At 73.7% G+C, this 19,987-nt stretch carries 19 protein-coding genes; 6 read left to right on the plus strand and 13 right to left on the minus strand.

Translation table 11 applies throughout. The features are described 5' to 3' along the window. Window positions 1-38: 38 nt before the first annotated feature. The 3 genes from ACWENR_RS21700 to mqnC form a co-directional block, all read right to left on the minus strand. Complete coding sequence (locus tag ACWENR_RS21700; RefSeq protein WP_452278799.1) at window positions 39-1,298, minus strand: cell wall anchor protein; 1,260 nt, start codon at window positions 1,296-1,298, stop codon at window positions 39-41. A 213-nt stretch (window positions 1,299-1,511) separates the two neighbouring features. After that, entirely contained in the window at window positions 1,512-2,684 is a 1,173-nt protein-coding gene (locus ACWENR_RS21705) for an LPXTG cell wall anchor domain-containing protein (protein WP_452278800.1), read from the minus strand. Between the two features lie 360 nt (window positions 2,685-3,044). Continuing rightward, on the minus strand, window positions 3,045-4,235 hold the full coding sequence (gene mqnC / locus ACWENR_RS21710; RefSeq protein ID WP_452278801.1) for a cyclic dehypoxanthinyl futalosine synthase: 1,191 nt from the start codon (window positions 4,233-4,235) through the stop codon (window positions 3,045-3,047). Window positions 4,236-4,414: 179 nt separating this feature from the next. On the opposite strand from mqnC, the gene ACWENR_RS21715 reads away from it, so the two are divergent. Next, complete coding sequence (locus tag ACWENR_RS21715) at window positions 4,415-4,810, plus strand: hypothetical protein (protein ID WP_452278802.1); 396 nt, start codon at window positions 4,415-4,417, stop codon at window positions 4,808-4,810. A 38-nt stretch (window positions 4,811-4,848) separates the two neighbouring features. After that, entirely contained in the window at window positions 4,849-5,376 is a 528-nt protein-coding gene (locus tag ACWENR_RS21720) for a hypothetical protein (protein WP_452278803.1), read from the plus strand. Between the two features lie 195 nt (window positions 5,377-5,571). Here ACWENR_RS21720 and paaE read toward each other — a convergent pair whose 3' ends face one another. The 5 genes from paaE to paaA are packed head-to-tail and all read right to left on the minus strand — an operon-like array spanning window position 5,572 to window position 9,254. Then, window positions 5,572-6,681 (minus strand): 1,2-phenylacetyl-CoA epoxidase subunit PaaE, encoded by a 1,110-nt coding sequence (paaE, locus tag ACWENR_RS21725; RefSeq protein ID WP_452278804.1) that lies wholly within the window; start codon window positions 6,679-6,681, stop codon window positions 5,572-5,574. Then, window positions 6,678-7,154, minus strand: a complete 477-nt coding sequence (gene paaD / locus ACWENR_RS21730; protein WP_452278817.1) for a 1,2-phenylacetyl-CoA epoxidase subunit PaaD — start codon at window positions 7,152-7,154, stop codon at window positions 6,678-6,680. Before paaD ends, paaE begins: the two co-directional genes overlap by 4 nt. Further along, the gene (paaC, locus tag ACWENR_RS21735) at window positions 7,148-7,873 is read right to left on the minus strand and encodes a 1,2-phenylacetyl-CoA epoxidase subunit PaaC (protein WP_452278805.1); all 726 of its coding nucleotides are present in this window, start codon (window positions 7,871-7,873) and stop codon (window positions 7,148-7,150) included. The genes paaD and paaC overlap by 7 nt, the downstream gene beginning before the upstream one ends. Then, a complete protein-coding gene (paaB, locus tag ACWENR_RS21740; protein ID WP_452278806.1) occupies window positions 7,870-8,190 on the minus strand; it encodes a 1,2-phenylacetyl-CoA epoxidase subunit PaaB in 321 nt (106 codons plus the stop codon). The genes paaC and paaB overlap by 4 nt, the downstream gene beginning before the upstream one ends. Next, window positions 8,187-9,254, minus strand: a complete 1,068-nt coding sequence (paaA, locus tag ACWENR_RS21745) for a 1,2-phenylacetyl-CoA epoxidase subunit PaaA (protein ID WP_452278807.1) — start codon at window positions 9,252-9,254, stop codon at window positions 8,187-8,189. Before paaA ends, paaB begins: the two co-directional genes overlap by 4 nt. A 364-nt stretch (window positions 9,255-9,618) precedes the next feature. Here paaA and ACWENR_RS21750 point away from each other — a divergent pair, with 364 nt between their 5' ends. Both ACWENR_RS21750 and ACWENR_RS21755 read left to right on the plus strand, forming a co-directional pair. Beyond that, window positions 9,619-10,575: a hypothetical protein gene (locus tag ACWENR_RS21750; RefSeq protein WP_452278808.1), complete on the plus strand. Its 957-nt coding sequence runs from the start codon at window positions 9,619-9,621 to the stop codon at window positions 10,573-10,575. Continuing rightward, on the plus strand, window positions 10,575-11,516 hold the full coding sequence (locus ACWENR_RS21755) for a hypothetical protein (RefSeq protein WP_452278809.1): 942 nt from the start codon (window positions 10,575-10,577) through the stop codon (window positions 11,514-11,516). Before ACWENR_RS21750 ends, ACWENR_RS21755 begins: the two co-directional genes overlap by 1 nt. A gap of 75 nt (window positions 11,517-11,591) precedes the next feature. On the opposite strand, the gene ACWENR_RS21760 is transcribed toward ACWENR_RS21755, so the two are convergent. From ACWENR_RS21760 to ACWENR_RS21770, 3 genes are read right to left on the minus strand one after another with little or no spacing between them, the layout of a single operon-like run. Continuing rightward, the gene (locus ACWENR_RS21760; protein ID WP_452278810.1) at window positions 11,592-12,443 is read right to left on the minus strand and encodes a menaquinone biosynthetic enzyme MqnA/MqnD family protein; all 852 of its coding nucleotides are present in this window, start codon (window positions 12,441-12,443) and stop codon (window positions 11,592-11,594) included. A gap of 33 nt (window positions 12,444-12,476) precedes the next feature. Beyond that, on the minus strand, window positions 12,477-13,916 hold the full coding sequence (locus ACWENR_RS21765; protein WP_452278811.1) for an MFS transporter: 1,440 nt from the start codon (window positions 13,914-13,916) through the stop codon (window positions 12,477-12,479). A 41-nt stretch (window positions 13,917-13,957) separates the two neighbouring features. Then, the gene (locus tag ACWENR_RS21770) at window positions 13,958-14,539 is read right to left on the minus strand and encodes an ArsR/SmtB family transcription factor (protein WP_452278812.1); all 582 of its coding nucleotides are present in this window, start codon (window positions 14,537-14,539) and stop codon (window positions 13,958-13,960) included. A gap of 377 nt (window positions 14,540-14,916) precedes the next feature. On the opposite strand from ACWENR_RS21770, the gene ACWENR_RS21775 reads away from it, so the two are divergent. Continuing rightward, window positions 14,917-17,061, plus strand: a complete 2,145-nt coding sequence (locus tag ACWENR_RS21775) for a HelD family protein (RefSeq protein ID WP_452278813.1) — start codon at window positions 14,917-14,919, stop codon at window positions 17,059-17,061. Between the two features lie 243 nt (window positions 17,062-17,304). Next, entirely contained in the window at window positions 17,305-18,066 is a 762-nt protein-coding gene (locus ACWENR_RS21780; protein WP_452278814.1) for a VOC family protein, read from the plus strand. Here the strand turns inward: ACWENR_RS21780 and ACWENR_RS21785 are convergent. Beyond that, entirely contained in the window at window positions 17,995-18,933 is a 939-nt protein-coding gene (locus tag ACWENR_RS21785) for an ABC transporter ATP-binding protein (protein ID WP_452278815.1), read from the minus strand. The genes ACWENR_RS21780 and ACWENR_RS21785 overlap by 72 nt on opposite strands. Further along, window positions 18,930-19,987 (minus strand): FecCD family ABC transporter permease (locus ACWENR_RS21790; RefSeq protein ID WP_452278816.1); only part of this gene is annotated, 1,058 nt, incomplete at its 5' end. The genes ACWENR_RS21790 and ACWENR_RS21785, both read right to left, overlap by 4 nt.

Consider the following 19,987-nt stretch of genomic DNA (forward strand, 5'->3'; position numbering starts at 1 on the left):
CGGGGTGGTCACCCACCCCGCCCCCGCCGACGTGCGCGTCAGTCGGTCGACTTCTCGTCGGCCGGGGCGACCACGACGACGTCGCGCCGCCGGGAGACCAGCAGCAGCGCCCCGCCGGCCAGCAGCACGGCCGCGCCGATGCCGCCGATCAGGCCGGCCTGCACGCCGGTCACCGGCAGCCCGCCGCCGTCACCGCCGCCGCCGCCCGTGCCGCCGCCCGGAGTCGTGGTCGGGGTCGGCTGCCCGGTCGGCCCGCCGCTCGGGGTCGGGGTCGGCTCGCCGCTCGGGGTCGGAGTCGGGGTCGGCTGCGCCGACAGGTCGACGAACGCCTCGAAGGTGGCGTGGTTGTCCATCGGGTCGACCTCGGCGAAGGCCTTCCGCTGGGCGGGCCCGGCGGCCCGCGCCTCCCCCTCCGGCTCGCCCTCGGCGGCGTCCAGCCCGTACGCGAAGAGGTCGCCCTCTCGCAGCACCGGCTCGGTCACGTCGTCGTCGACCTTCACCGTGACGCCGGCGGTGTAGTACTGGCCCCGGCGGACGGTCACGCCGGCGTCCTCGCACAGCGCCCGCGCCCGGCCGAGGAACTCGTCCGCGACGCAGCCCTCCGGCAGCGTCACGAAGCTCACACCCGCCGGCAGCATGAGGCCGTAGAAGAGGCCGGTGGCGGGCCGGCTGCCGTCGTTGTAGACGGCCCAGTCCAGCGGGACGGTCTCGCCCCGGCGCACCGGCCGCAGGTCGGGCTCGTCGGTCACCGCGCCGTCGACCACGACGTTGGCCTGGACGTCCTGCACCCAGCCGGTGAGGTCGTAGCCCGGCTTCGTCACGGTGACCGGCACTTCGATCTTCTCGTTGTTCCCGGTGTCCGGGTCGCCGGTCGCCGCGCGGACGGTCACCGTCAACGTGCCGCCGTTGCCCTTCCCGCCGGTGCTGAACAGCGGGATGCCGAAGTCCTCGCTGGTGCCGCCGCGCAGGTCGCCGAGGCGGCAGGTGAAGGTGCTGCCGGCCGTCTCGCAGCCCGCCGGCACGACGTAGCCGACCCGCTTGGCCCTGAGTCGGCTCGTGTCCACCTCGACCGTGACGTCCCTGGCGTCGACGCCGCCGGTCAGGTTGTGGACGGTGAACTTGAACGGCTTGGCCTTGGCCGCCTGCACGCCCTTGGCGAGGTGGGAGCTGGTCGGGGCCACGGCGAGGTCCGCCTGGTCGGCGGCATACGCCGGCACGGCGACGGTGGTCAGGCCGCCCGCCGCGAGGAGCGCCACGGCGCCGGCGCGGGCCAGGGCCGAGCGGTGGAACAGGGTCATCGGTCCCCCGGGGGTTAGGGAAGAAACGAATGGTTGCGGAACCGAGCGGACCGTATCGAAGGGCGACGCGGCGACGCCAGCACGGCGATCATCTTTCAGCCGTCCGGCCACCCCCGCCGCACGGACGGACAGCGGGGGCGGGATGGTCACCCATCCCGCCCCCGCTGCCGTGCGTTATGTGGACGACCCTCACGGGTCGATGGAGGACGACCCTCAGGCCGTCGGCTTCTCGTCGCCCGGGGTCACCAGGACCACCCGGCGCCGACGCGCGATCACGAACATCGCCGCGCCCGCGACGAGGACCGCGCCGCCGATGCCGCCGATGAGGCCGGTCTGCGGGCCCGTCAGGGGCAGGCCGGGCTCCTCGTCGCCGCCGCCCGCGCCGCCCTTGGCGGTCACGACGACAGCGTACGCGTCGGTGTTGTCGGTGGCGTCCACCTCGGTGGTCGCCACCGGCTCGGCGTTGGCCGGAAGCGCGCTCTTGCCCGCGGCGCGGGCGGTGCTCGCCTGGCTGCCGAGCGCCTCGACGGTGACCTGGCCACCGGTCAGGCTGCCGGCCTTGACGTCCTTGCCGACCGTCAGCAGGTGGTAGAACCGGCCGCCCGCGATCAGGTCGTCGCCGTCCTTGTCCTGCGACGCCGGGATCAGGTCGGCGTCGCGGTAGGTGCAGACGAGCGAGGTCTTGCCGGAGTTGTACTCGCAGCCCTGCTCGGCCTCGGCGAAGGTCACGCCCTTGGGCAGCTTCACGCTGATCTTCAGCCCGGTGGCGGTGGCGTCACCCTGGTTGAAGGCCGAGTAGATGAGCTGGGCGGTGTCCCCGGCGCGCAGGTCGCCGACGACCTTGATCTTGTCGCCCTCGACCTTGACGGCCTTGGTCACGTCGCCGGCGACCACGGTCAGGTCCGGGCCGGTGCCCTCGACCTTGACCTTGACGGTCACCTCGTTGTTGGACTCGTTGGGGTCGTCGCCCTCGTGCAGGATGATCGCGCTGATCTGGCCCGCGTCACCCGTCGCGCCGCTCTTGCGGGTCAGCGGGAAGCCCCAGTCGATGTCGGCGCCGGCGGGGAGCACGTCGCCCTCGATGCCGCAGAGGATCAGGCCGTCCTCGCGGGGGTTGCAGCCGCTCTCGTCGATGTCGACCTTGCTGGTGTCCAGCTTGCTGACGTCGAGACCGACGAGGATGCCCTTGGCGTCCACCTTGCTCTTGTTGAGCAGGGAGACGGTCGAGGTCTTGCCGGGCGCGCCCACCGCGATGGTGGTGCCGGTCGCCTCGATGGCCAGGTCGGCCGAGGTGTCGGCCAGGGCCGGGGCGGCGAAGAGGCCCGCGGTCAGGATCCCGGCGGCGCCGGCGCCGGCGATCGCCAGCGCGCGGTTACGGAAGATCATTTGGGAAGTTCCCCCCGTGGGGTGCAGGAACATTACGGGCCGGGACGTTAGCGGCCCGCGATCACGCCCGCCACCCCCACCCAGGCCCGCGTTGAGCAGTGCGGCTAAGAATCGCTTAAGGAATGCCCGGATTGATATGCCTTGCTGCCTCTCGCCGCCGACCCCACCGGCCGGAACGGTGACCGAATCGAGATCAACGGGCGGCGACCCTCAGCCGATCGGCCGGCCGGCACGGCCACCGATGGTCACGCCACGTTCACCCGCTGTTCGTCGCCTGCGGCCACCGACACGGTGAACGGCGACGCCCCACCGTCGACGGGCGACGGTGGGGCGTCGGGAGCAGGGGCGCGGCGGCGCTCCTCAGTGGGCGTCGACCAGCGGGAGGGCCTTCCCGGCGCCGCCGCCCGGCAGCGCGATCGAGGAGAAGTGCGACACGACCCGATCGTCGGTCGGGTCGTCGGCCGGGGTCCGGTGCACCGCGAGCCGGTTGTAGAGGGTGTCGCGCTGGGCGGGAATCCGGTCCGCCGCGCGGATCATGCCGATCAGCTCGTGCAGGTTGGAGCGGTGCCGCGCCCCGGCGGAGGAGATGACGTTCTCCTCCAGCATGATCGAGCCGAGGTCGTCGACGCCCATGTGCAGGGCGAGCTGCCCGACGTCCTTGCCGGTGGTCAGCCAGGAGGCCTGGAGGTGCGGCACGGTCTCGAAGAAGAGCCGGGCCACCGCGACCAGCCGCAGGTATTCCAGGGTGGTCGCCTGGGTGCGGCCCTTGAGGTGGTTGTTCTCCGGCTGGTACGTCCACGGGATGAAGGCCCGGAAGCCCCGCGTGCGGTCCTGCACGTCGCGGATCATCCGCAGGTGCTCGATCCGCTCGGCGGCGGTCTCGCCGGTGCCCATCATCATCGTCGCGGTCGACTCGACGCCCTGGCGGTGCGCCAGCTCCATGACCTCCAGCCAGCGCTCGCCCGACTCCTTCAGCGGCGCGATCGCCTTGCGGGGGCGCGCGGGAAGCATCTCCGCGCCGGCGCCGGCGATCGAGTCCAGCCCCGCCGCCTTGATCCGGGCGATGGCCTCCTCCAGGCTGACGCCGGAGACCTTGGCCATGTGCAGGATCTCGCTCGGCCCGATCGAGTGGATGGCGAGCTGCGGGTAGGCCGTCTTGACCGAGGAGAAGAGCTCCTCGTAGTACTCCACGCCGTAGTCCGGATGGTGCCCGCCCTGGAGCATGACCTGGGTGGCGCCCAGCTCGACCGCCTCGCCGCAGCGGCGCAGGATCTCCTCGGTCGGGTGGGTCCAGCCCTCCTTGTGCTTGGGGGCCCGGTAGAACGCGCAGAACTTGCACGCCGTCACGCAGACGTTGGTGTAGTTGATGTTGCGATCGATCAGGTAGGTGACGATGTTGTCCGGATAGCGCCGCCGGCGCACCGCGTCGGCCGCCTCGCCCAGCGCGTGGAAGGGCGCCTCGGTGTAGAGCAGCAGGGCCTCCTCGGGCGTGATCCGCCCGCCGTCCGCGCCGCGCTGCAGGATGTCGTCGATCTCCCGGCTCACCGTCACGCCTCCGAGCGTACGTCGCCCGTGGGGTTCCTCGTCGCGCCGGGCTGCGCAATGTGACACGGCGCAGGGTCTCAAGTTATTTACGAGATCATAATAATATGTTGGCCTCTATCTTGACATTCTGATGCGCCGAACGCAAAGATTTTGGCCGGCACATCATCGATGCCAGGGGAGGCGACGTGAGCGAGATGGACACTGCTCCAGGCATTGCCGCCCGATGCCGAGCCGACGGCGGGCTGACCGAAGCGACCCTCGGGGAGTTACGGGACGAGCTGGGTTACCGCAAATTGGGTCGCTGGGTCCTGGCGGAGATCGCCGAGACACTCAGGGCCACCGGCTTGGGCTTCTTTCCTCCACAGCGGCTCAACGCCGAACTGAACACTGAGCCACGCCAGTGGCAGACGGTCTGGATCTACGTCCGCGACGGCGGTCCGCGGGCACGAGTGATCGACGCGGTGCTGCAGCCCGACGACTGCGACGTCCGAGCAGAACTCGACGTCATCGGCAGTAAGAACCTCGCTGCACTCACCCCTCAACAGAAACTTGAGCGAATTCGGGACATCGTCACCGCCTGACCCGCACCCTCCGGTCGCCACAGGAAGGCCAAAGCCTCGTGAACGCGCACGTCTTCGTGGACGAGACGAAGGAACGGGGCCTTCTCGTCGCCGCCGCAGTCGTGCTACCGGCGGACCTGACCGCCGCTCGGCGCACCATCCGCGAGCTGATCCTGCCCGGCCAGCGTCGTATCCACTTCCACAAGGAGAGAGACGACAGGCGCCGACAGATCATCGACGCCCTCGCCACGCTGTCCGCGCATGCCGTGATCTTCGACGCAAAGGACCACCGCAACGCCAGAGCCGCTCGGAGAGCCTGTCTCATCGAACTCGTGGAGCACGCGGCGAAGATCAACGCCGCTCGCCTCGTTCTCGAACGTGACGACTCGACGTTCCACACCGATCAGCGTCTGCTCTTTGAGCAGGTCAGGAATTCCGGGATGTCAGGGACGCTCCGGTACGACCAGTTACGAGCACACGAAGAGTGTCTGCTGGCCATTCCCGACGCCCTGGCCTGGTGCTGGGCCAAGGGCGGCCGATGGCGGAACTCGGTACGGCGCATGATCAGTGAATCGCGGCAGGTCTGACCCGGCCGAGGATACGCGAAACCCGGCTCACCCACCGTCCGGAAGGCTGCCGGGTCCACTTCCACGGAGCTACTGCCCCTGGCTTCTGCAGACTACCTCCGTCCGAACCCTTCGGACAAGGCAATGCCATACCGGCACATCGTGCGTTGGTAGAGCTGGACACGACTTGCGCGTCGCATCAGCGACGAACGCGCGTCACGCGTCGTAGTCGACCGTGACCGTGTCGGTGGTCGGGCTGGACTGGCAGGTGAGCACGTACCCGGCCGCCACCTCGTCCGGCTCCAGCGCGTAGTTGCGGGCCATCGTCACCTCACCCGAGACGACCTTGGCCTTGCAGGTCGAACAGACGCCGCCCTTGCAGGCGTACGGCAGCTCGCCGCGGACCTTCAGCGCCGCGTCCAGGACCCGTTCCTCCCGACCCATGGTGAAGCGCGACGACCGGCCGTCCAGCACGATCGTCACCTCGGCGCCGGCACCGGGCTCGTCGGCCGGACGACGGACCGGCTCCGGCGGCGCGTCGACGTGGAACAGCTCGGTACGCACCGCGGACTCCGGCAGGCCGCGCCCGGTAAGCACCGCCTTCGCGTCCACCACCATGCCGTACGGGCCGCAGAGGAACCACTCCTCGATCGTGTCGCCGGGGACGACGGTGTCCAGCAGCCGGCCCAGCCGGTCGGCGTCGATCCGGCCGGAGAGCAGCGGTGACTCGCCCTGCTCGCGGGAGAGCACGTGCACCAGGTGCAGCCGGGTCGGGTAGCGGTCCTTCAGATCGGCCAGCTCCTCGGCGAACATCACCGTGTTCGCCGTGCGGTTGCCGTACACCAGCGTGAAGGTGCTGGCCGGCTCGACGGCGAGCGCCGTCGCGACCAGCGCGAGCACCGGGGTGATCCCCGAGCCGGCGACCACCGCGCCGTAGTGGCGGGCCCGGTCCGGCGCGAAGGCCGTGGTGAAGTGCCCGAGCGGCGGCAGCACCTCGACCGTGTCGCCGCCGCGCAGCGCGCCGCAGGCGAAGGCGGAGAACGCGCCGCCGGGGATCTCCCGCACGCCGATCCGCAGCCGGCCGTGCCGGGCCAGGTCGTCGGGCGTGGAGCAGATGGAGTACGACCGCCGCACGTCCTCCCCCGCGTCGGTGCTCCGCCGGACGGTCAGGTGCTGGCCGGCGGAGAACGCGAAGGCCTCCCGCAGCTCCGGCGGCACCGCGAAGGTGATCGCCACGGCGTCGTCGGTGAGCCGGTCGACGGCGGCGACGGGAAGCGGGTGGAAGACCGGCCGGCGACGGACCGGGCGGGTGATCGTGACAGTCACAGCGCCTTCAGGTGGTCGAAGGGTTCACGGCAGGAACGGCAGCGCCAGAGCGCCTTGCACGCGGTGGAGCCGAAGCGGCTCACCTGCTCGGTCTCGGGCGAGCCGCAGCGCGGGCAGCGTACGGCGAGGGTCAGCGGCACCACGTTGTCGGCGCGCACCGGCGCCGGCGGGGCGATGCCGGCGGCGGCGAGCTTGGCCCGGCCGGCGTCGGAGATCCAGTCGGTGCTCCAGGCCGGGCGGTAGACGGTGCGCACGTCGGCGTCGGGGTGGCCGGCGGCGGCCAGCGCCCGGCGGATGTCGGCGCGGATCACGTCCATCGCCGGGCAGCCGGTGTAGGTGGGGGTGATGGTCACGACGACCCGGCCGGTCGCCGGGTCCTCGTCGACCGCCCGCAGGATGCCGAGGTCGTCGATGGTGACGACCCGGATCTCCGGGTCCACCACCGCCGCCACCGCCTCCCGCGGGCTCACCAGCGCGCCCCGGGGTGGGCGCGGTGCAGCACCTGCATCTCGGCGAGCAGGTAGGACAGGTGCTCGGTGTGCACGCCGTCCCGCCCGCCGGCCGGCGCCCAACCCGACCCGGGCCGGGTCAGGGTGGCCTCGTCGAGCACGGCGGAGACGGTGGCGTCGAAGTCGGCCCGCAGGGTGGCCGGGTCGACCGGCGCCGCCGGGTCGGGGGCGAACAGCTCGTGCGCGTACGGCCAGACCTGGTCGACCGCCGCCTGCATGCGCCGGTGCGACTCCTCGGTGCCGTCGCCGAGCCGCCGCACCCACAGCGAGGCGTGGTCGAGGTGGTAGGCGGACTCCTTGCGGGCCTTGGCCCCGATCGCGGCCAGCCGCTCGTCGGCGCAGCCGGCCAGCGCGGCGTAGAGCGGGAGCTGGTAGGCCGCCAGGAGGAGCAGCTTCGCCATGGTGACCGCGAAGTCGCCGTTGGGCAGCTCCACGAGCAGGCAGTTGCGGAACTCGCGGTCGTCGCGGAGGAACGCCAGCGCGTCCTCGTCCCGGCCGGCGCCCTCCAGCTCGCCCGCGTACGACAGCAGCAGCCGGGCCGCGCCGAGCTGGTCGAGGGCGATGTTGGCCAGGGCGATGTCCTCCTCCATCTCCGGCGCGCGGGTGGTCCACTCGGCGAGCCGCTGCGCCGCGATCAGCGCGTCGTCGCCGAGGGCGAGGGTGAAGTCGAAGGGACCGTTCACAGGTGGGCCACCCCGTCCGGCACCTCGTAGAAGGTGGGGTGGCGGTAGACCTTGTCGGCCGCCGGGTCGAAGAAGGCGTCCTTCTCGTCGGGGCTGGACGCGGTGATCGCGCCGGCCGGCACCACCCAGATGGAGACGCCCTCCTGGCGGCGGGTGTAGAGGTCCCGGGCGTTGCGCAGGGCCAGCTCGGCGTCGGGGGCGTGCAGGCTGCCGACGTGGGTGTGCGACAGCCCACGCCGGGCCCGGACGAAGACCTCCCACAGCGGCGAGGGCTCCCCCGCGCCGTGCCGCCCGGTCCGCTCGCTGTGCTCGCTCACGCGGCCACCCTCTCCTTCTGCTCCACCCGCTTGGCGGCGTAGGCCGCGGCTGCCTCACGCACCCACGCGCCGTCGGCGTGGGCGCGGCGCCGGTGCTCCATTCGCTGCCGGTTGCACGGGCCGTTGCCCTTGATCACCCGCATCAGCTCGTCGTAGTCGGGCTGGGTGAAGTCGTACGACTGCCGCTCCTCGTTCCAGCGCAGGCCCGGATCCGGGATGGTCAGGCCGAGGATCTCGGCCTGCTGCACGCACATGTCCACGAAGCGCTGGCGCAGCTCGTCGTTGGAGAACCGCTTGATCTTCCAGGCCATGGACTGCGCCGAGTGGGTGGAGTCGGTGTCCGGCGGGCCGAACATCGCCAGCGACGGGTACCACCAGCGGTCGACGGCGTCCTGCGCCATCGCCTTCTGCCCCTCGGTGCCGTGCGCCAGGGTGTGCAGGATCTCGTAGCCCTGCCGCTGGTGGAACGACTCCTCCTTGCAGACCCGGATCATCGCCCGCGCGTACGGCCCGTAGGAGCAGCGGCAGAGCGGCACCTGGTTGACGATGGCGGCGCCGTCGACCAGCCAGCCGATCGCCCCGACGTCGGCCCAGGTCAGCGTGGGGTAGTTGAAGATCGAGCTGTACTTCTGCCGGCCCTCGAGCAGCAGCTCGACCAGCTCGTCCCGGCTGATGCCGAGCGTCTCGGCGGCGGCGTAGAGGTAGAGGCCGTGGCCGGCCTCGTCCTGCACCTTGGCCAGCAGGATCGCCTTGCGCTTCAGCGAGGGGGCGCGGCTGATCCAGTTGCCCTCCGGCTGCATGCCGATGATCTCGGAGTGCGCGTGCTGGGCGATCTGCCGGATCAGCGTCTTCCGGTACGCCTCGGGCATCCAGTCGCGCGGCTCGATCTTCTGGTCGGCGTCGATGACCTCGGCGAAGTAAGCCGCGAGGTCCTCGTCGGGGCCGGGGGCACCGGTGCGCCGCCCCCGCTCGGCGGCCTCCCGCAGCGCCGCCTCCGCCGCCTCGACCTCGCCGAGCAGGCCACCGCCGGGTGCGTCCTCGGCGGAGAAGTCGTTGCCATACATGAGCCCAAGTGTTACAGCTCGCAACTCGCCGCACCAGAGGGGTGTAACAGGTTTCCGGAGACGGTTCCGGCGCTGGGACGACCCGACCGGGGGCCGCGCAAACTATGACTTGGGTCACGAGGCGAAGGTGAATCCTCTCAATGGCCACATAGCGGCCCGATATCCCGCCTTCATGGCAAGTTGCCAGGTGTCGGGTCATGTCGAGCCGGCGATCCGCACGTAGACTTCCTCCGTCACACCGATCGGCTGCCGACTATCCGCCCCCCGGAACGCCCGGAGGCCGCCCCCGGCCCCGGCCAGCCGCCGATCTGTCCGGACAACGAAGCCGGTCCCCCCGGCCCTGACATCTGGAGCTCACCCACTCATGCGATCCCGCGTGACCCTGGTGCTCGCCGTCGTGGCGGTCCTCCTCGGTGGTGGCCTGCTCGTTCCCGCCGCGTACGCCCGGCTCTCCGGCGGCGACGCCGGGAGCGGCGGAAGCGGCGGCGGAAGCGTCGCGGCGCCCGCGCCGACCCCGCCACCGCCGCCGACCCTGGCCGCCGGCCCGGTCTCGGTGAGCTTCAAGGGCGAGTTCTTCTCGTGGGCGCTGATGGACCGCGAGACCGGCGAGATCTCCGGCGCGAAGAACATGGCCTCGACGAGTTCGACCGAGTCGATGATCAAGTCCTGGTTCGCCGCGGACTACCTCCGCCAGCTCGGCGACAAGCCGCTGCCGGCCGAGCGGAGGAAGCAGATCACCACCGCCATCCGGGACAGCAACGACGACGCGGCCAACGCCCTCTACACGGCGGTGGGCCGGGGCGCCACGATCAAGCGGATGATCAGCACCTGCGAGCTCACCGACACCAAGACGGGCAACGTGCCCGGCTACGTGGGCTGGTGGAGCTTCACCCGGATGTCCCCGCGCGACGCCGTCCGGCTCGGCGACTGCATCGCCGACGGCACGGCCGCCGGCCCCAAGTGGACGAAGCTCCTGCTCGACGAGATGAGCAAGGTCAGGGGCAGCACGGCCGCCAAGGACCAGAAGGCCCGCTCGGGCGGCGGCCGGTGGGGCATCATCGACGGCCTGCCGGAGTCGATCCTCGACCAGGGCCCGGTCAGCATGAAGAACGGGTGGACCCCGCTGAACTACGACGGCAACTGGCACGTCAACTGCCTCGCGGTCACCGAGCGGTGGAGCCTCGCGGTGATGCTGCGCTACCCGCAGCGCAGCGGGCTGGACTACGGCGCGCAGGTCTGCGCGTCGGTCGCCAGCCAGCTCGTGACCCCGCAGCCCGGCGCCGCCCTCAAGGTGCCGCAGCAGCCGGTCGGGAAGCTCTGATGGCGCGCCGGCGCCGGGACGAGGGCCACGGCGACGCCTCCCCCGGGCGGCTGATCGCCGTCGCGGTGGTCCTGATCGGCCTGGTGCTCGTCTCCCTGCGGCTGCTGCCGGGCTCGCCGTTCGAGTCCACCGCCGCCGCGAAGTGGGGCGAGCCCGCCACCTCCACCGCGCGCGGCGCTGCCGCACCGGGTGACAGAAGTTCCCGGCCGTCGCCGTCGCCCAGCCCGGAGCCGGAGCCGCTGCCGTTCGTCGCGAAGGACCTCGACCTGGACATCGCGGGTTGGTACTCGTGGAGCGTCCTCGACCGCCGGAGCGGCGAGATCATCGGCTCGGACAACATGGACGAGACCAGCACCACCGCCTCGCTGATCAAGGCGTGGATCGTCGCCGACTACCTGCGCCGGGCCGACGAGAAGGGCCAGACGCCCAGCGACGCCAAGCTCGCCGACGCCACGCTGATCATCCGCGACAGCGACAACACCCGGGCCCAGCAGTTCTACAACGCCAACGGCGGCTCCGCCTCGATCAAGCGACTGATTTCGCGCTGCGAGCTGACCGACAGCAGCGTCGCCAGCGACGGCGGCTGGAGCCGCACGAAGCTCTCCCCCCGGGACACCGCCCGGATGGGAGCCTGCATCGCCGACGGCCGGGCCGCCGGGCCGAAGTGGACCAAGTGGCTGATCGGCGAGATGCGGCTGGTGCGCGGCGCGGGCGACTTCGGCATCCGCAAGGCGTTCCCGGCCGCGGAGCGCAAGACCATCGCCATCAAGAACGGCTGGATCGACCGCACCCGGGAGCAGGAGATGCACATCAACTGCCTCGCCATCGGCGACACCTGGACGATGGGCGTGATGGTCCGCTACCCGATCGGCAAGGGCTACGAGTACGGCATGAAGAACTGCCAGAAGATCACCGAGGCCCTCCTCCGCGACCCCGTCTGACGCCCCGCCGCCCGCCCGCTCGCCGGTCGAGCCGCTCGCCGCGGCGGTCGCCGGCCCTCCAGGGGGCGGTCGGGGTCAGCCCGCGAAGAAGTCGGGGCCGGTCTCGGGCAGGGCCGGGGCGGCGCCGAGGGCGGCGGCGCGGCGCGCGAACTCGCGCAGCCCGGCCACCTGACGGTCGCCGAGCGAGAAGTCCAGCGCCCGGAAGTACGACGCCAGGGTCTCCGCGTCGAACGGCTCCCACCGCGCGCCCGCCTCGGCGACCTGGTCCAGCTCCGACAGGCAGAGGTCCCGGGAGCGCAGGAACGCCTCGTGCACCTCCTTGACCAGGCCCGGGTGGGCGGCGGCGAAGTCTCGGCGTACCGCCCAGACGGCGAAGACCATCGGCAGGCCGGTCCACTCCCGCCACGCCTGCCCGAGGTCGGTGACCTCCAGCCCGCGCTTCGGCGCCTCGTGGAGCGCGCGCAGCGCCACGTCGCCGATCAACACCCCGGCGTCGGCCTCCAGCAGCATCTGGGTCAGGTCCGGCGGGCAGCGGAAGTACTCGGGGTTCACCCCGTACCGCTCGCCGAGCAGCAGCTGGGCCAGGAGGACGCCGGTCCGCGAGGTCGAGCCCAGCGCCACCTTCGCGTGGTCGAGCTGGGTCAGCGGCCGGGTGGAGACGATGTTGACCGACAGCACCGGGCCGTCGCTGCCGACCGCCAGGTCGGGCAGGAGCAGCAGCTCGTCGGCGTGGCGCAGGTATTCCACCTGGGAGATCGGGCCGATGTCCAGGTCGCCGGCGACCAGCGCCGCGCTCAGCCGGTCCGGCGAGTCCTTGTGCAGGTCGACGTCGATCAGGGCGCCGGAGCGCATCAGCCCCCAGTAGATCGGCAGGCAGTTCAGGAACTGGATGTGCCCGACCCGGGGGCGCGCGACGTGCTCAGCCATGCCCCGACCGTATCCCCGCGCCTCGGCCGGGGCTCAGCGGGCCGGCGTCGGAGTGGCCAACCCCGCATCCGCCGCCGGGACGCCGGAAGCCGCGCTGCCGGAAGCCGCGCAGCCGGGAACCGGGACGCCGGAAGCCGCGCAGCCGGAAGCCGCGCAGCCGGAAGCCGCGCAGCCGGAAGCCGCGCAGCCGGGAACCGGGACGCCGGAAGCCGCGCTGCCGGGAGCCGGGACGGCCGACGTGGCGCCGGGCGACGCCGGGGGCGCGGGGACGGCGCGGGCCGCGCGGCGCAGCGGCAGCGAGACGAGGGCCACCGCCAGCAGCCCGGCCAGTCCGCAGCCGGCGACCAGCGGCCGGGGCTCGGCCGTCTCCAGCAGGAGACCGCCGGCCAGGAAGCCGACCATCGCGGCCCCCTGGATCGCCGCACCGAAGACGGCGAAGGCGCGGCCCCGGGCCGCCTCCGGCACCCGGCGGGCCAGCAGCACGTTGTTGAAGACGTTGGAGCCGCCGTTGAAGACGCCGCCGACCAGCCAGACCGGCACGAGCAGCAGGGCCGTCGGCACGGCCGCCGAGGCGAGCACCGCCAGGCAGCAGGCGCCGAGCAGCGCCAGGCTGGTCCGGACCATCGTGCCGTCGCGACGGAGCCGCCGGGCCACCGGCGCGAAGAGCCACGCGCCGGCCAAGACGCCGAGGGTCCAGGCGCCGGTCACCAGCCCGTACACGGTGGTCGAGCTGCCCAGCGTCTCCCGGATGAAGAACACCTCGATCACGTTGATCGCCCCGACGGCGCCGAACACCCCGGCGACGCTGGCCACCATCGCGACCAGCAGCGGGTCGTGTCGCAGCCGCCAGGCCGGCGGCGCGGCGGTGGCGCCGACCGCCGCCGAGGGCGCGGACCGGCGGCCCCCTCTGCGGGTACGGATCAGCAGCCCGGCCGCGACCAGCGCGAGATAGGTGCCGGCGGCCACGAGCAGCGGCGGTCGCGTGCCGAACCCGCCCACCAGCAGCCCGGCCAGCGCCGGGCCGGCGAGCGTGCCCAGCGTGCCGGCCGACTGGTTGAGCGCGCTCGCGCGGGGCAGGTCCTCGGCGCGCACCATCGCCGGCACCAGCGCCGAGAGCACGGGCTGGGTGACGGCGAGCCCGGTGGCGAGCAGCCCCACCAGCACGATCACCAGGCCCGGGTGCCCGGCGTGGGCGAGCGCGAGGCAGACGCCGGTCTGGGCCAGCCCCGCCGTCACGAGCAGGACGCGGCTGTCCACCCGGTCCGCGAGCCGGCCGGTCAGCGGCGCGAGCGCCACCAGCGGCAGGGTGGCGGCGAGCAGCAGGCCCGAGACGGCGAGCCCGCCGGCCCCGGCGGACTGCAACGCCAGCGTGAGCGTGCCGGCGGCGAGGAAGTCACCGCAGGTGGAGACGCCGCGGGCGGCGGTCGCGAGCCAGACGTCCGGCCAGCGCGACGAACCAGATGTGAAGGACATACTTCGAAAATAATCCTTCACATCTGGCGAGGCAACCCCACTCAGTCCAGCGGCAGCGCCTTGTAGTTGAGCGAGACGGTCCGCGCCGAGGGCGGCGGATCCACCCGGGTCCGCTTGCGGTACGGCTCCAGCAGGCGGTCCACCGCCTCGTTGAGCTCGCGCAACTCGTCCGCCGTGAGCACCAGTTGCGAGTCGGCGAGCCGGCTCGCCGCGTACCACTCGGCCGGCTCGTCGGGCACGCGCCGCAACCATTCCCGGCTGCGCTCCAGATCGCGGGCGAGCCACGCCTCCACCAGGGCCCGCTCGGCCGCCCTGGCCTCCGGCGCGGCGGCGCGGCCGGCCTCGACGGTCCAGCTCGAACTCACCGTCCGCCAGACCCGCTCCCGGGCGTCACCGCGGGTCGGCGCCGGCTCCACCAGCCCGGCCTTCGCCAGCTCCCGCAGGTGGTAGCTGGTGGCGCTCGGGGAGAGACCGACGATCTCCGCGCACTCCGTGGCCGTCGCGCCGGCCTCGATCGAACTCAGGTGTTCCGTGATCGCGAGTCGGGCCGGGTGGGCCAGCGCCCGCATCACCTGCGGATCGCTGATCGTCACCCGGGGTCGCTCGGCACGCGGCTCCGTCATCCCCCCATGATCCCGGCCACCGGCCGTCGACGGCCACCGGCCACCGGTCACGCGGCCACCGGCCGTCGACGGCCACGCGGCCACCGGCCACCGGCCACCCGGCCACCGGCCACCGGTCACGCGGCCACCGGTCACGCGGCCACCGGCCGTCGACGGCCACGCGGTCACCGGCACGCGTCGGCCCGGGTCGTCGGGTCGGGGCGTTCCCCGCGCGGGGCCGGTAAATCGGTGGAGCGGCGGCCCGACGACGCGTAGGCTGGCAGGCCGCTGACGGCCGGGGTGAGGTGAGCACCGCATCGGACGTCCCGCGCCGGGGGCCGGCCATCCGCCCGCCGGACACGCGAGCGATCAGCAGATGACCTCGATGGGGATTCAGCGTGACCGCAGTCGACCTCGACATCGACCTCGCCGCCGAACGCGAGCACCTCGCCACCTCCCGGGCCGCGCTGGCCCGGATGCGGGAACGCGCCGAGGCCCTCTTCGCCACCGGCGACCAGGTGGCCGGCGACGCGTACGCGGCCGAGACGCTGGGGCGCACCCTGGCCCGCCGGGTCGCCGAACTCGCCGACGACCCGACCACGCCGCTCTTCTTCGGCCGCCTCGACTTCGGCCCGGCCACCGGCGACGCGCCGGAGGGCGACGGCGCGGGCGACGGGCACCGCGACCACGCCGGCCGGCGCTACCACGTCGGGCGGCGGCACGTCACCGACGAGCGGGGCGAGCCGCTGGTGCTGGACTGGCGGGCGCCCGTCTCCCGGTCGTTCTACCGGGCCAGCGCCCGCGACCCGCGGGGCGTGGCGGTACGCCGCCGCTTCGGGTTCAGCAACGGGGCGCTGACCAGCTTCGAGGACGAGCACCTCGACCGGGGCGAGGAACTCGGCACGGCCAGCCGGATCCTGACCGCCGAGATCGAGCGGCCCCGCGTCGGGCCGATGCGCGACATCGTCGCCACGATCCAACCCGAGCAGGACGAGCTGGTCCGGGCCGACCTGGGCGACTCGATCTGCGTGCAGGGCGCGCCGGGCACCGGCAAGACGGCGGTCGGCCTGCACCGGGCCGCGTACCTGCTCTACCTGCACCGGGAGCGGCTGCGCCGCGCGGGCGTGCTGATCGTCGGGCCGAACCGGGCCTTCCTGTCGTACATCGCGGCGGTGCTGCCGGCGCTCGGCGAGGTCGAGGTGGAACAGGCCACGGTGGAGGACCTCGTCGGCCGGGTGTCGGTGCGGGCCGTCGACGACCCGTCGGTCGCGGCCGTCAAGCACGACGCCCGGATGGCCGAGGTGCTGCGCCGGGCCGCCGAGGCGCACATCGGCGAGCCGGTCGAGCCGATCACGGTCTCCGACGGCTCGTACCGCTGGCGGATCGGGCTGGACCCGCTGCACCGGGTGGTCGAGGAGACCCGCCGGGAGCGACTGCCGTACGCCACCGGCCGGGAGCGGGTCCGGGCCCGGGTGGTGGCCCTGCTCCAGCGGCAGGCCGAGGCGCGGCGCGCCGAGTCGCCGGGCGACGCCTGGCTGCGCCGGATGGGCCGGTGCGCCCCGGTCGCCGCCTTCCTCGACGCGGTCTGGCCGGCGCTCACGCCGGAGGGGCTGGTGCACCGGCTGCTCACCGACGCGGACCTGCTGGCCGGCGCCGCCGAGGGGCTCCTGACCGCCGACGAGCAGGCGCTGCTGCGCGGCGGCCCGGACCCGGCCGTCGGCGCGGGAGACACCCCCCGCCCGGCACGCCGCCCCGCCGCGACCGGCACGAGGCTCGGCCGCACCCCGAAGGCCACGAGGTGGACGGCGGCGGACGCCGTGCTGGTCGACGAGGCCGCCGGGCTGATCGAGCGGCCGGCCGGCTTCGGCCACGTCGTCGTCGACGAGGCGCAGGACCTCTCCCCCATGCAGTGCCGGGTGATCGCCCGGCGCAGCGAGCACGGGTCGGTCACCCTCCTCGGCGACCTGGCGCAGGGCACCGCCCCGTGGGCCGCCGCCGACTGGCGGGAGTCCCTGCGCCACCTCGGCAAGCCGGACGCCGTCGTGGTCCCGCTGACCGTCGGGTTCCGGGTTCCCGCCGCCGTGGTCGCCTTCGCCAACCGGCTGCTGCCGGCGCTCGCCGTCGACGTGCCGCCAGCGGAGTCGCTGCGCCGCGACGGCGCGCTCGACGTGCGTACCGTCGACGACCTGACCGCCGCGACGGTCGCCGAGGCGCGCGCGGCGCTGGCGTTCGACGGCTCGGTCGCGGTGATCGCCGCCGACGCGGCGGTCGACGGGCTGCGGGCCGCGCTCGCCGCCGGCGGCGTCGAGACCGCGACCGTCGACGACCCGGCCGCCGCGGCGCGCGTCACGGTGGTGCCCGCGACGCTGGTCAAGGGCCTGGAGTACGACCACGTCATCGTCGTCGAGCCGGCGGCGATCGTGGCGGCCGAGCCGCGCGGCCTGCACCGGCTGTACGTGGTGCTGACCCGGGCCGTCTCCCGCCTCGCCGTGCTGCACGCCGCGCCGCTGCCCGCCCCGCTCGGTCGTCCCGTGCTGGGTTAGCGCGTGCCCGGCCAGCGGAACCGCGGGCGTGACAACCGTTCCGGGGGCCGACACGTGGAAGGGGCGGAGCGGCCGACCAACGTGGTAGTCCTCAGGTAGGCGGCTCGCCGTGGGGGTGCCGGCGCGACGAGGGCAGCGGTTCGGCCGAGGATTCGTCGGATCCGGCCCGAGGGGGCGCGGGTCGGTGCCACGATGCCGGCAGGGGCACGCCGTCGTGGCCGCCCCCCGCCGAGAGGGGTCGACGTGAGCACCGTCCCGCCGGGCACACCCTGCTGGGCCGACCTCGCCACCCCCGGTCTCGCCGACGCGCGGCGGTTCTATCCGGAGCTGTTCGGGTGGACGGGCCGCATCGACCCCGAGCCCGAGGCGGGCGGCTACACGGTCTTCCTGCTCGGCGGCCGGGCGGTGGCGGGCGCGGGCCCGCCGGCCGTACCCGACCAGGTGCCGATCTGGTCGACGTACCTGGCGACCGACGACGCGGACCTCGTGGCCGGCCGGGTCGAGCGGGCCGGCGGGCAGGTGGTGGTGCCGCCGTTCGAGGTCTTCGACCGGGGGCGGATGGCGGTCTTCGCCGACCCGGCCGGGGCGACCTTCAGCGTCTGGCAGCCGATGGCGATGCCCGGGGCCGAGGTGTTCGACACCCCGGGCGCGCTCACCTGGACCGAGCTGGTCACCCCCGACCCGGAGGGGGCGAAGGTCTTCTACGAGCTGGTCTTCGGCTGGCACCCGGACGACCAGCCGGCGGGCGGGGTCACCTACACCGGCTGGCGGCTCGGCACCCGGATCGTGGCCGGCATGGTGCCGCCGCTGGGCGACGGGTTCCCGGCGGACACGCCCGCGTACTGGTCGGTGTGGTTCGCGGTGGCCGACGCCGACGCGGCCGCCGCCCGCGCCGCCGAGCTGGGCGGCAGCATCCTGGTGCCGCCCCAGGAGTCACCGGCCGGCCGCTTCGCGGCCCTCCGCGACCCCCACGGCGCCCTCTTCAACGTCCTGACCCGCCCCTGATCCGGGTCGGTGGGGACGGACGGGGACCACCAGGGGGCCGTGGTCGCCGTCGACGACGCGGACCGTGGCGCGGTACCAGGTGGCGAGGAGCTGTTCGGTCAGCACCTCGCGCGGGGTGCCGGCGGCGACCACCCGGCCGCCGGCGAGGAGGACCAGGCGGTCGGCGTACTCGCCGGCGATGGAGAGGTCGTGCATCGTGGCGAGGACGGTCAGGCCGTGCTCGCGGCGGAGCCGGTCGACCAGCTCCAGCACCTCCTGCTGGTGGCCGATGTCCAGGGCGCTGGTCGGCTCGTCCAGCAGCAGCAGGGTCGCGCCCTGGGCCAGGGCCCGGGCCAGGAAGACCCGCTGCCGCTCGCCACCGGAGAGGGTCGCCAACTCCCGGTCCCGCAAGCCCGTCAGGTCCAGCCCGTCGAGCACGTCGTACGCGGCGGCCAGGTCGGCGGCGGACTCCCGGCCGAGGGGCGGGATGTAGGGGGTGCGGCCCAGCAGCACGTAGTCGAGCACCGACATGCCGGCCGGCACGACCGGGGACTGGGCCACGGTCGCCACCACCCGGGCGCGGTCGCGGCGGCGCAGCGCCTCGCTCGGCGTACCGAAGAGGGAGACGGCGCCCGGCGCGGGCAGCAGGCCGCCGACGGCGCGCAGCAGGGTCGACTTCCCGGCGCCGTTCGGGCCGATCACGGTGACCCACTCGCCCGCCGCCACGGTCAGGTCGACGCCGCCGAGGACGGGCGTGCCGTCGAGGCGGACGTGCAGGTCGCGCACCTCGACGGCGGGGACGGCGGGCCCGCCGCTCCGGTCGGCGGGCGCCGGCCCCCGTTGCGCGCCCGGCGCGGGCCGGGGCGCCGGCGCGCGGCGCGGGCTCATCCGAGCACCCGCCGGGAGGTACGCAGGACCAGCACGAAGAACGGGCCGCCGAGCAGGGCGGTGACCACGCCGATCGGCACCTCGGCCGGGGCGGCGGCGGTGCGCGCGACCACGTCGGTCAGGGCCAGGAACGCCCCGCCGAAGAGGAGCGAGAGCGGCAGGATCACGCGGTAGCTGGACCCGGCGAGCAGCCGTACGGTGTGCGGCACGATGATCCCGACGAAGCCGATCAGGCCGGAGGCGGAGACCGCGGCGGCGGTGCCGAGCGAGGCGGCGGCGATCAGCAGGTACCGGGAGCGCTGCGGGTGCAGGCCGAGGCCGGTCGCCTCGTCGTCGCCGACCGAGAGCACGTCCAGCTCGCGCCGGTGCAGCAGCACGACCAGGGCGGTGACGAGGAAGTACGGCAGCACCAGCCGGACGTCGTGCCAGCCGGCGGTGGCGAGCCGCCCGAGCAGCCACGAGTAGACCTGCTGGATGCTGTCGGAGTTGCGTTGCAGCAGGTAGGTCTGCCCGGCGGAGAGGAACGCGGAGACGGCCACCCCGGCCAGGATCAGCGTGGCCGTGGAGCGGCCCCGCCCGCCGGAGGCGCCCAGCAGGTAGGTCATCGCCACCGCCCCGAGCGAGCCCACGAACGCGGCCAGCGGGATGGTGAGCGGCAGGCCCGTCAGCGCGCCGGCCGTCCCGGCGCCGAGGGTGATCACGGCCGTGACGGCGAGCCCGGCCCCGGCCGCGACGCCGAGCAGGTACGGGTCGGCCAGCGGGTTGCGGAACACGCCCTGGTAGCAGCCGCCGGCCAGGGCGAGCAGCCCGCCGACCAGCAGGCCGAGCACCACCCGGGGCAGCCGCAGCTCGGTGACGATGGCGATCTCCCGCTCGGTCAGCCCGCTGTCGACGCGTACCCCGGGAAGGAGGTTGAGCAGCTCGATCGCGACGCTGCCCGGCGGCAGGCTGACCGGGCCGAGCGACACCCCCGCGACGAGGGCGACCAGCACGGCGGCGACGCCGGCGAGGAGCCAACCCGGCCGGAGCCCGGCGGGCCGGGACGCGGACGGCG

The sequence above is a fragment of the Micromonospora sp. NPDC004336 genome (genome assembly GCF_053602615.1).

What these genes read in the sequence shown, in the direction of transcription:
- ACWENR_RS21785 (WP_452278815.1), bottom strand. Translation starts at nt 18,933, where the DNA reads ATGAGCCCGCGCCGCGCGCCGGCGCCCCGGCCCGCGCCGGGCGCGCAA.
- ACWENR_RS21765 (WP_452278811.1), bottom strand. Translation starts at nt 13,916, where the DNA reads ATGTCCTTCACATCTGGTTCGTCGCGCTGGCCGGACGTCTGGCTCGCG.
- paaA (WP_452278807.1), bottom strand. Translation starts at nt 9,254, where the DNA reads ATGTATGGCAACGACTTCTCCGCCGAGGACGCACCCGGCGGTGGCCTG.
- ACWENR_RS21705 (WP_452278800.1), bottom strand. Translation starts at nt 2,684, where the DNA reads ATGATCTTCCGTAACCGCGCGCTGGCGATCGCCGGCGCCGGCGCCGCC.
- ACWENR_RS21700 (WP_452278799.1), bottom strand. Translation starts at nt 1,298, where the DNA reads ATGACCCTGTTCCACCGCTCGGCCCTGGCCCGCGCCGGCGCCGTGGCG.
- ACWENR_RS21755 (WP_452278809.1), top strand. Translation starts at nt 10,575, where the DNA reads ATGGCGCGCCGGCGCCGGGACGAGGGCCACGGCGACGCCTCCCCCGGG.
- ACWENR_RS21760 (WP_452278810.1), bottom strand. Translation starts at nt 12,443, where the DNA reads ATGGCTGAGCACGTCGCGCGCCCCCGGGTCGGGCACATCCAGTTCCTG.
- ACWENR_RS21750 (WP_452278808.1), top strand. Translation starts at nt 9,619, where the DNA reads ATGCGATCCCGCGTGACCCTGGTGCTCGCCGTCGTGGCGGTCCTCCTC.
- ACWENR_RS21770 (WP_452278812.1), bottom strand. Translation starts at nt 14,539, where the DNA reads ATGACGGAGCCGCGTGCCGAGCGACCCCGGGTGACGATCAGCGATCCG.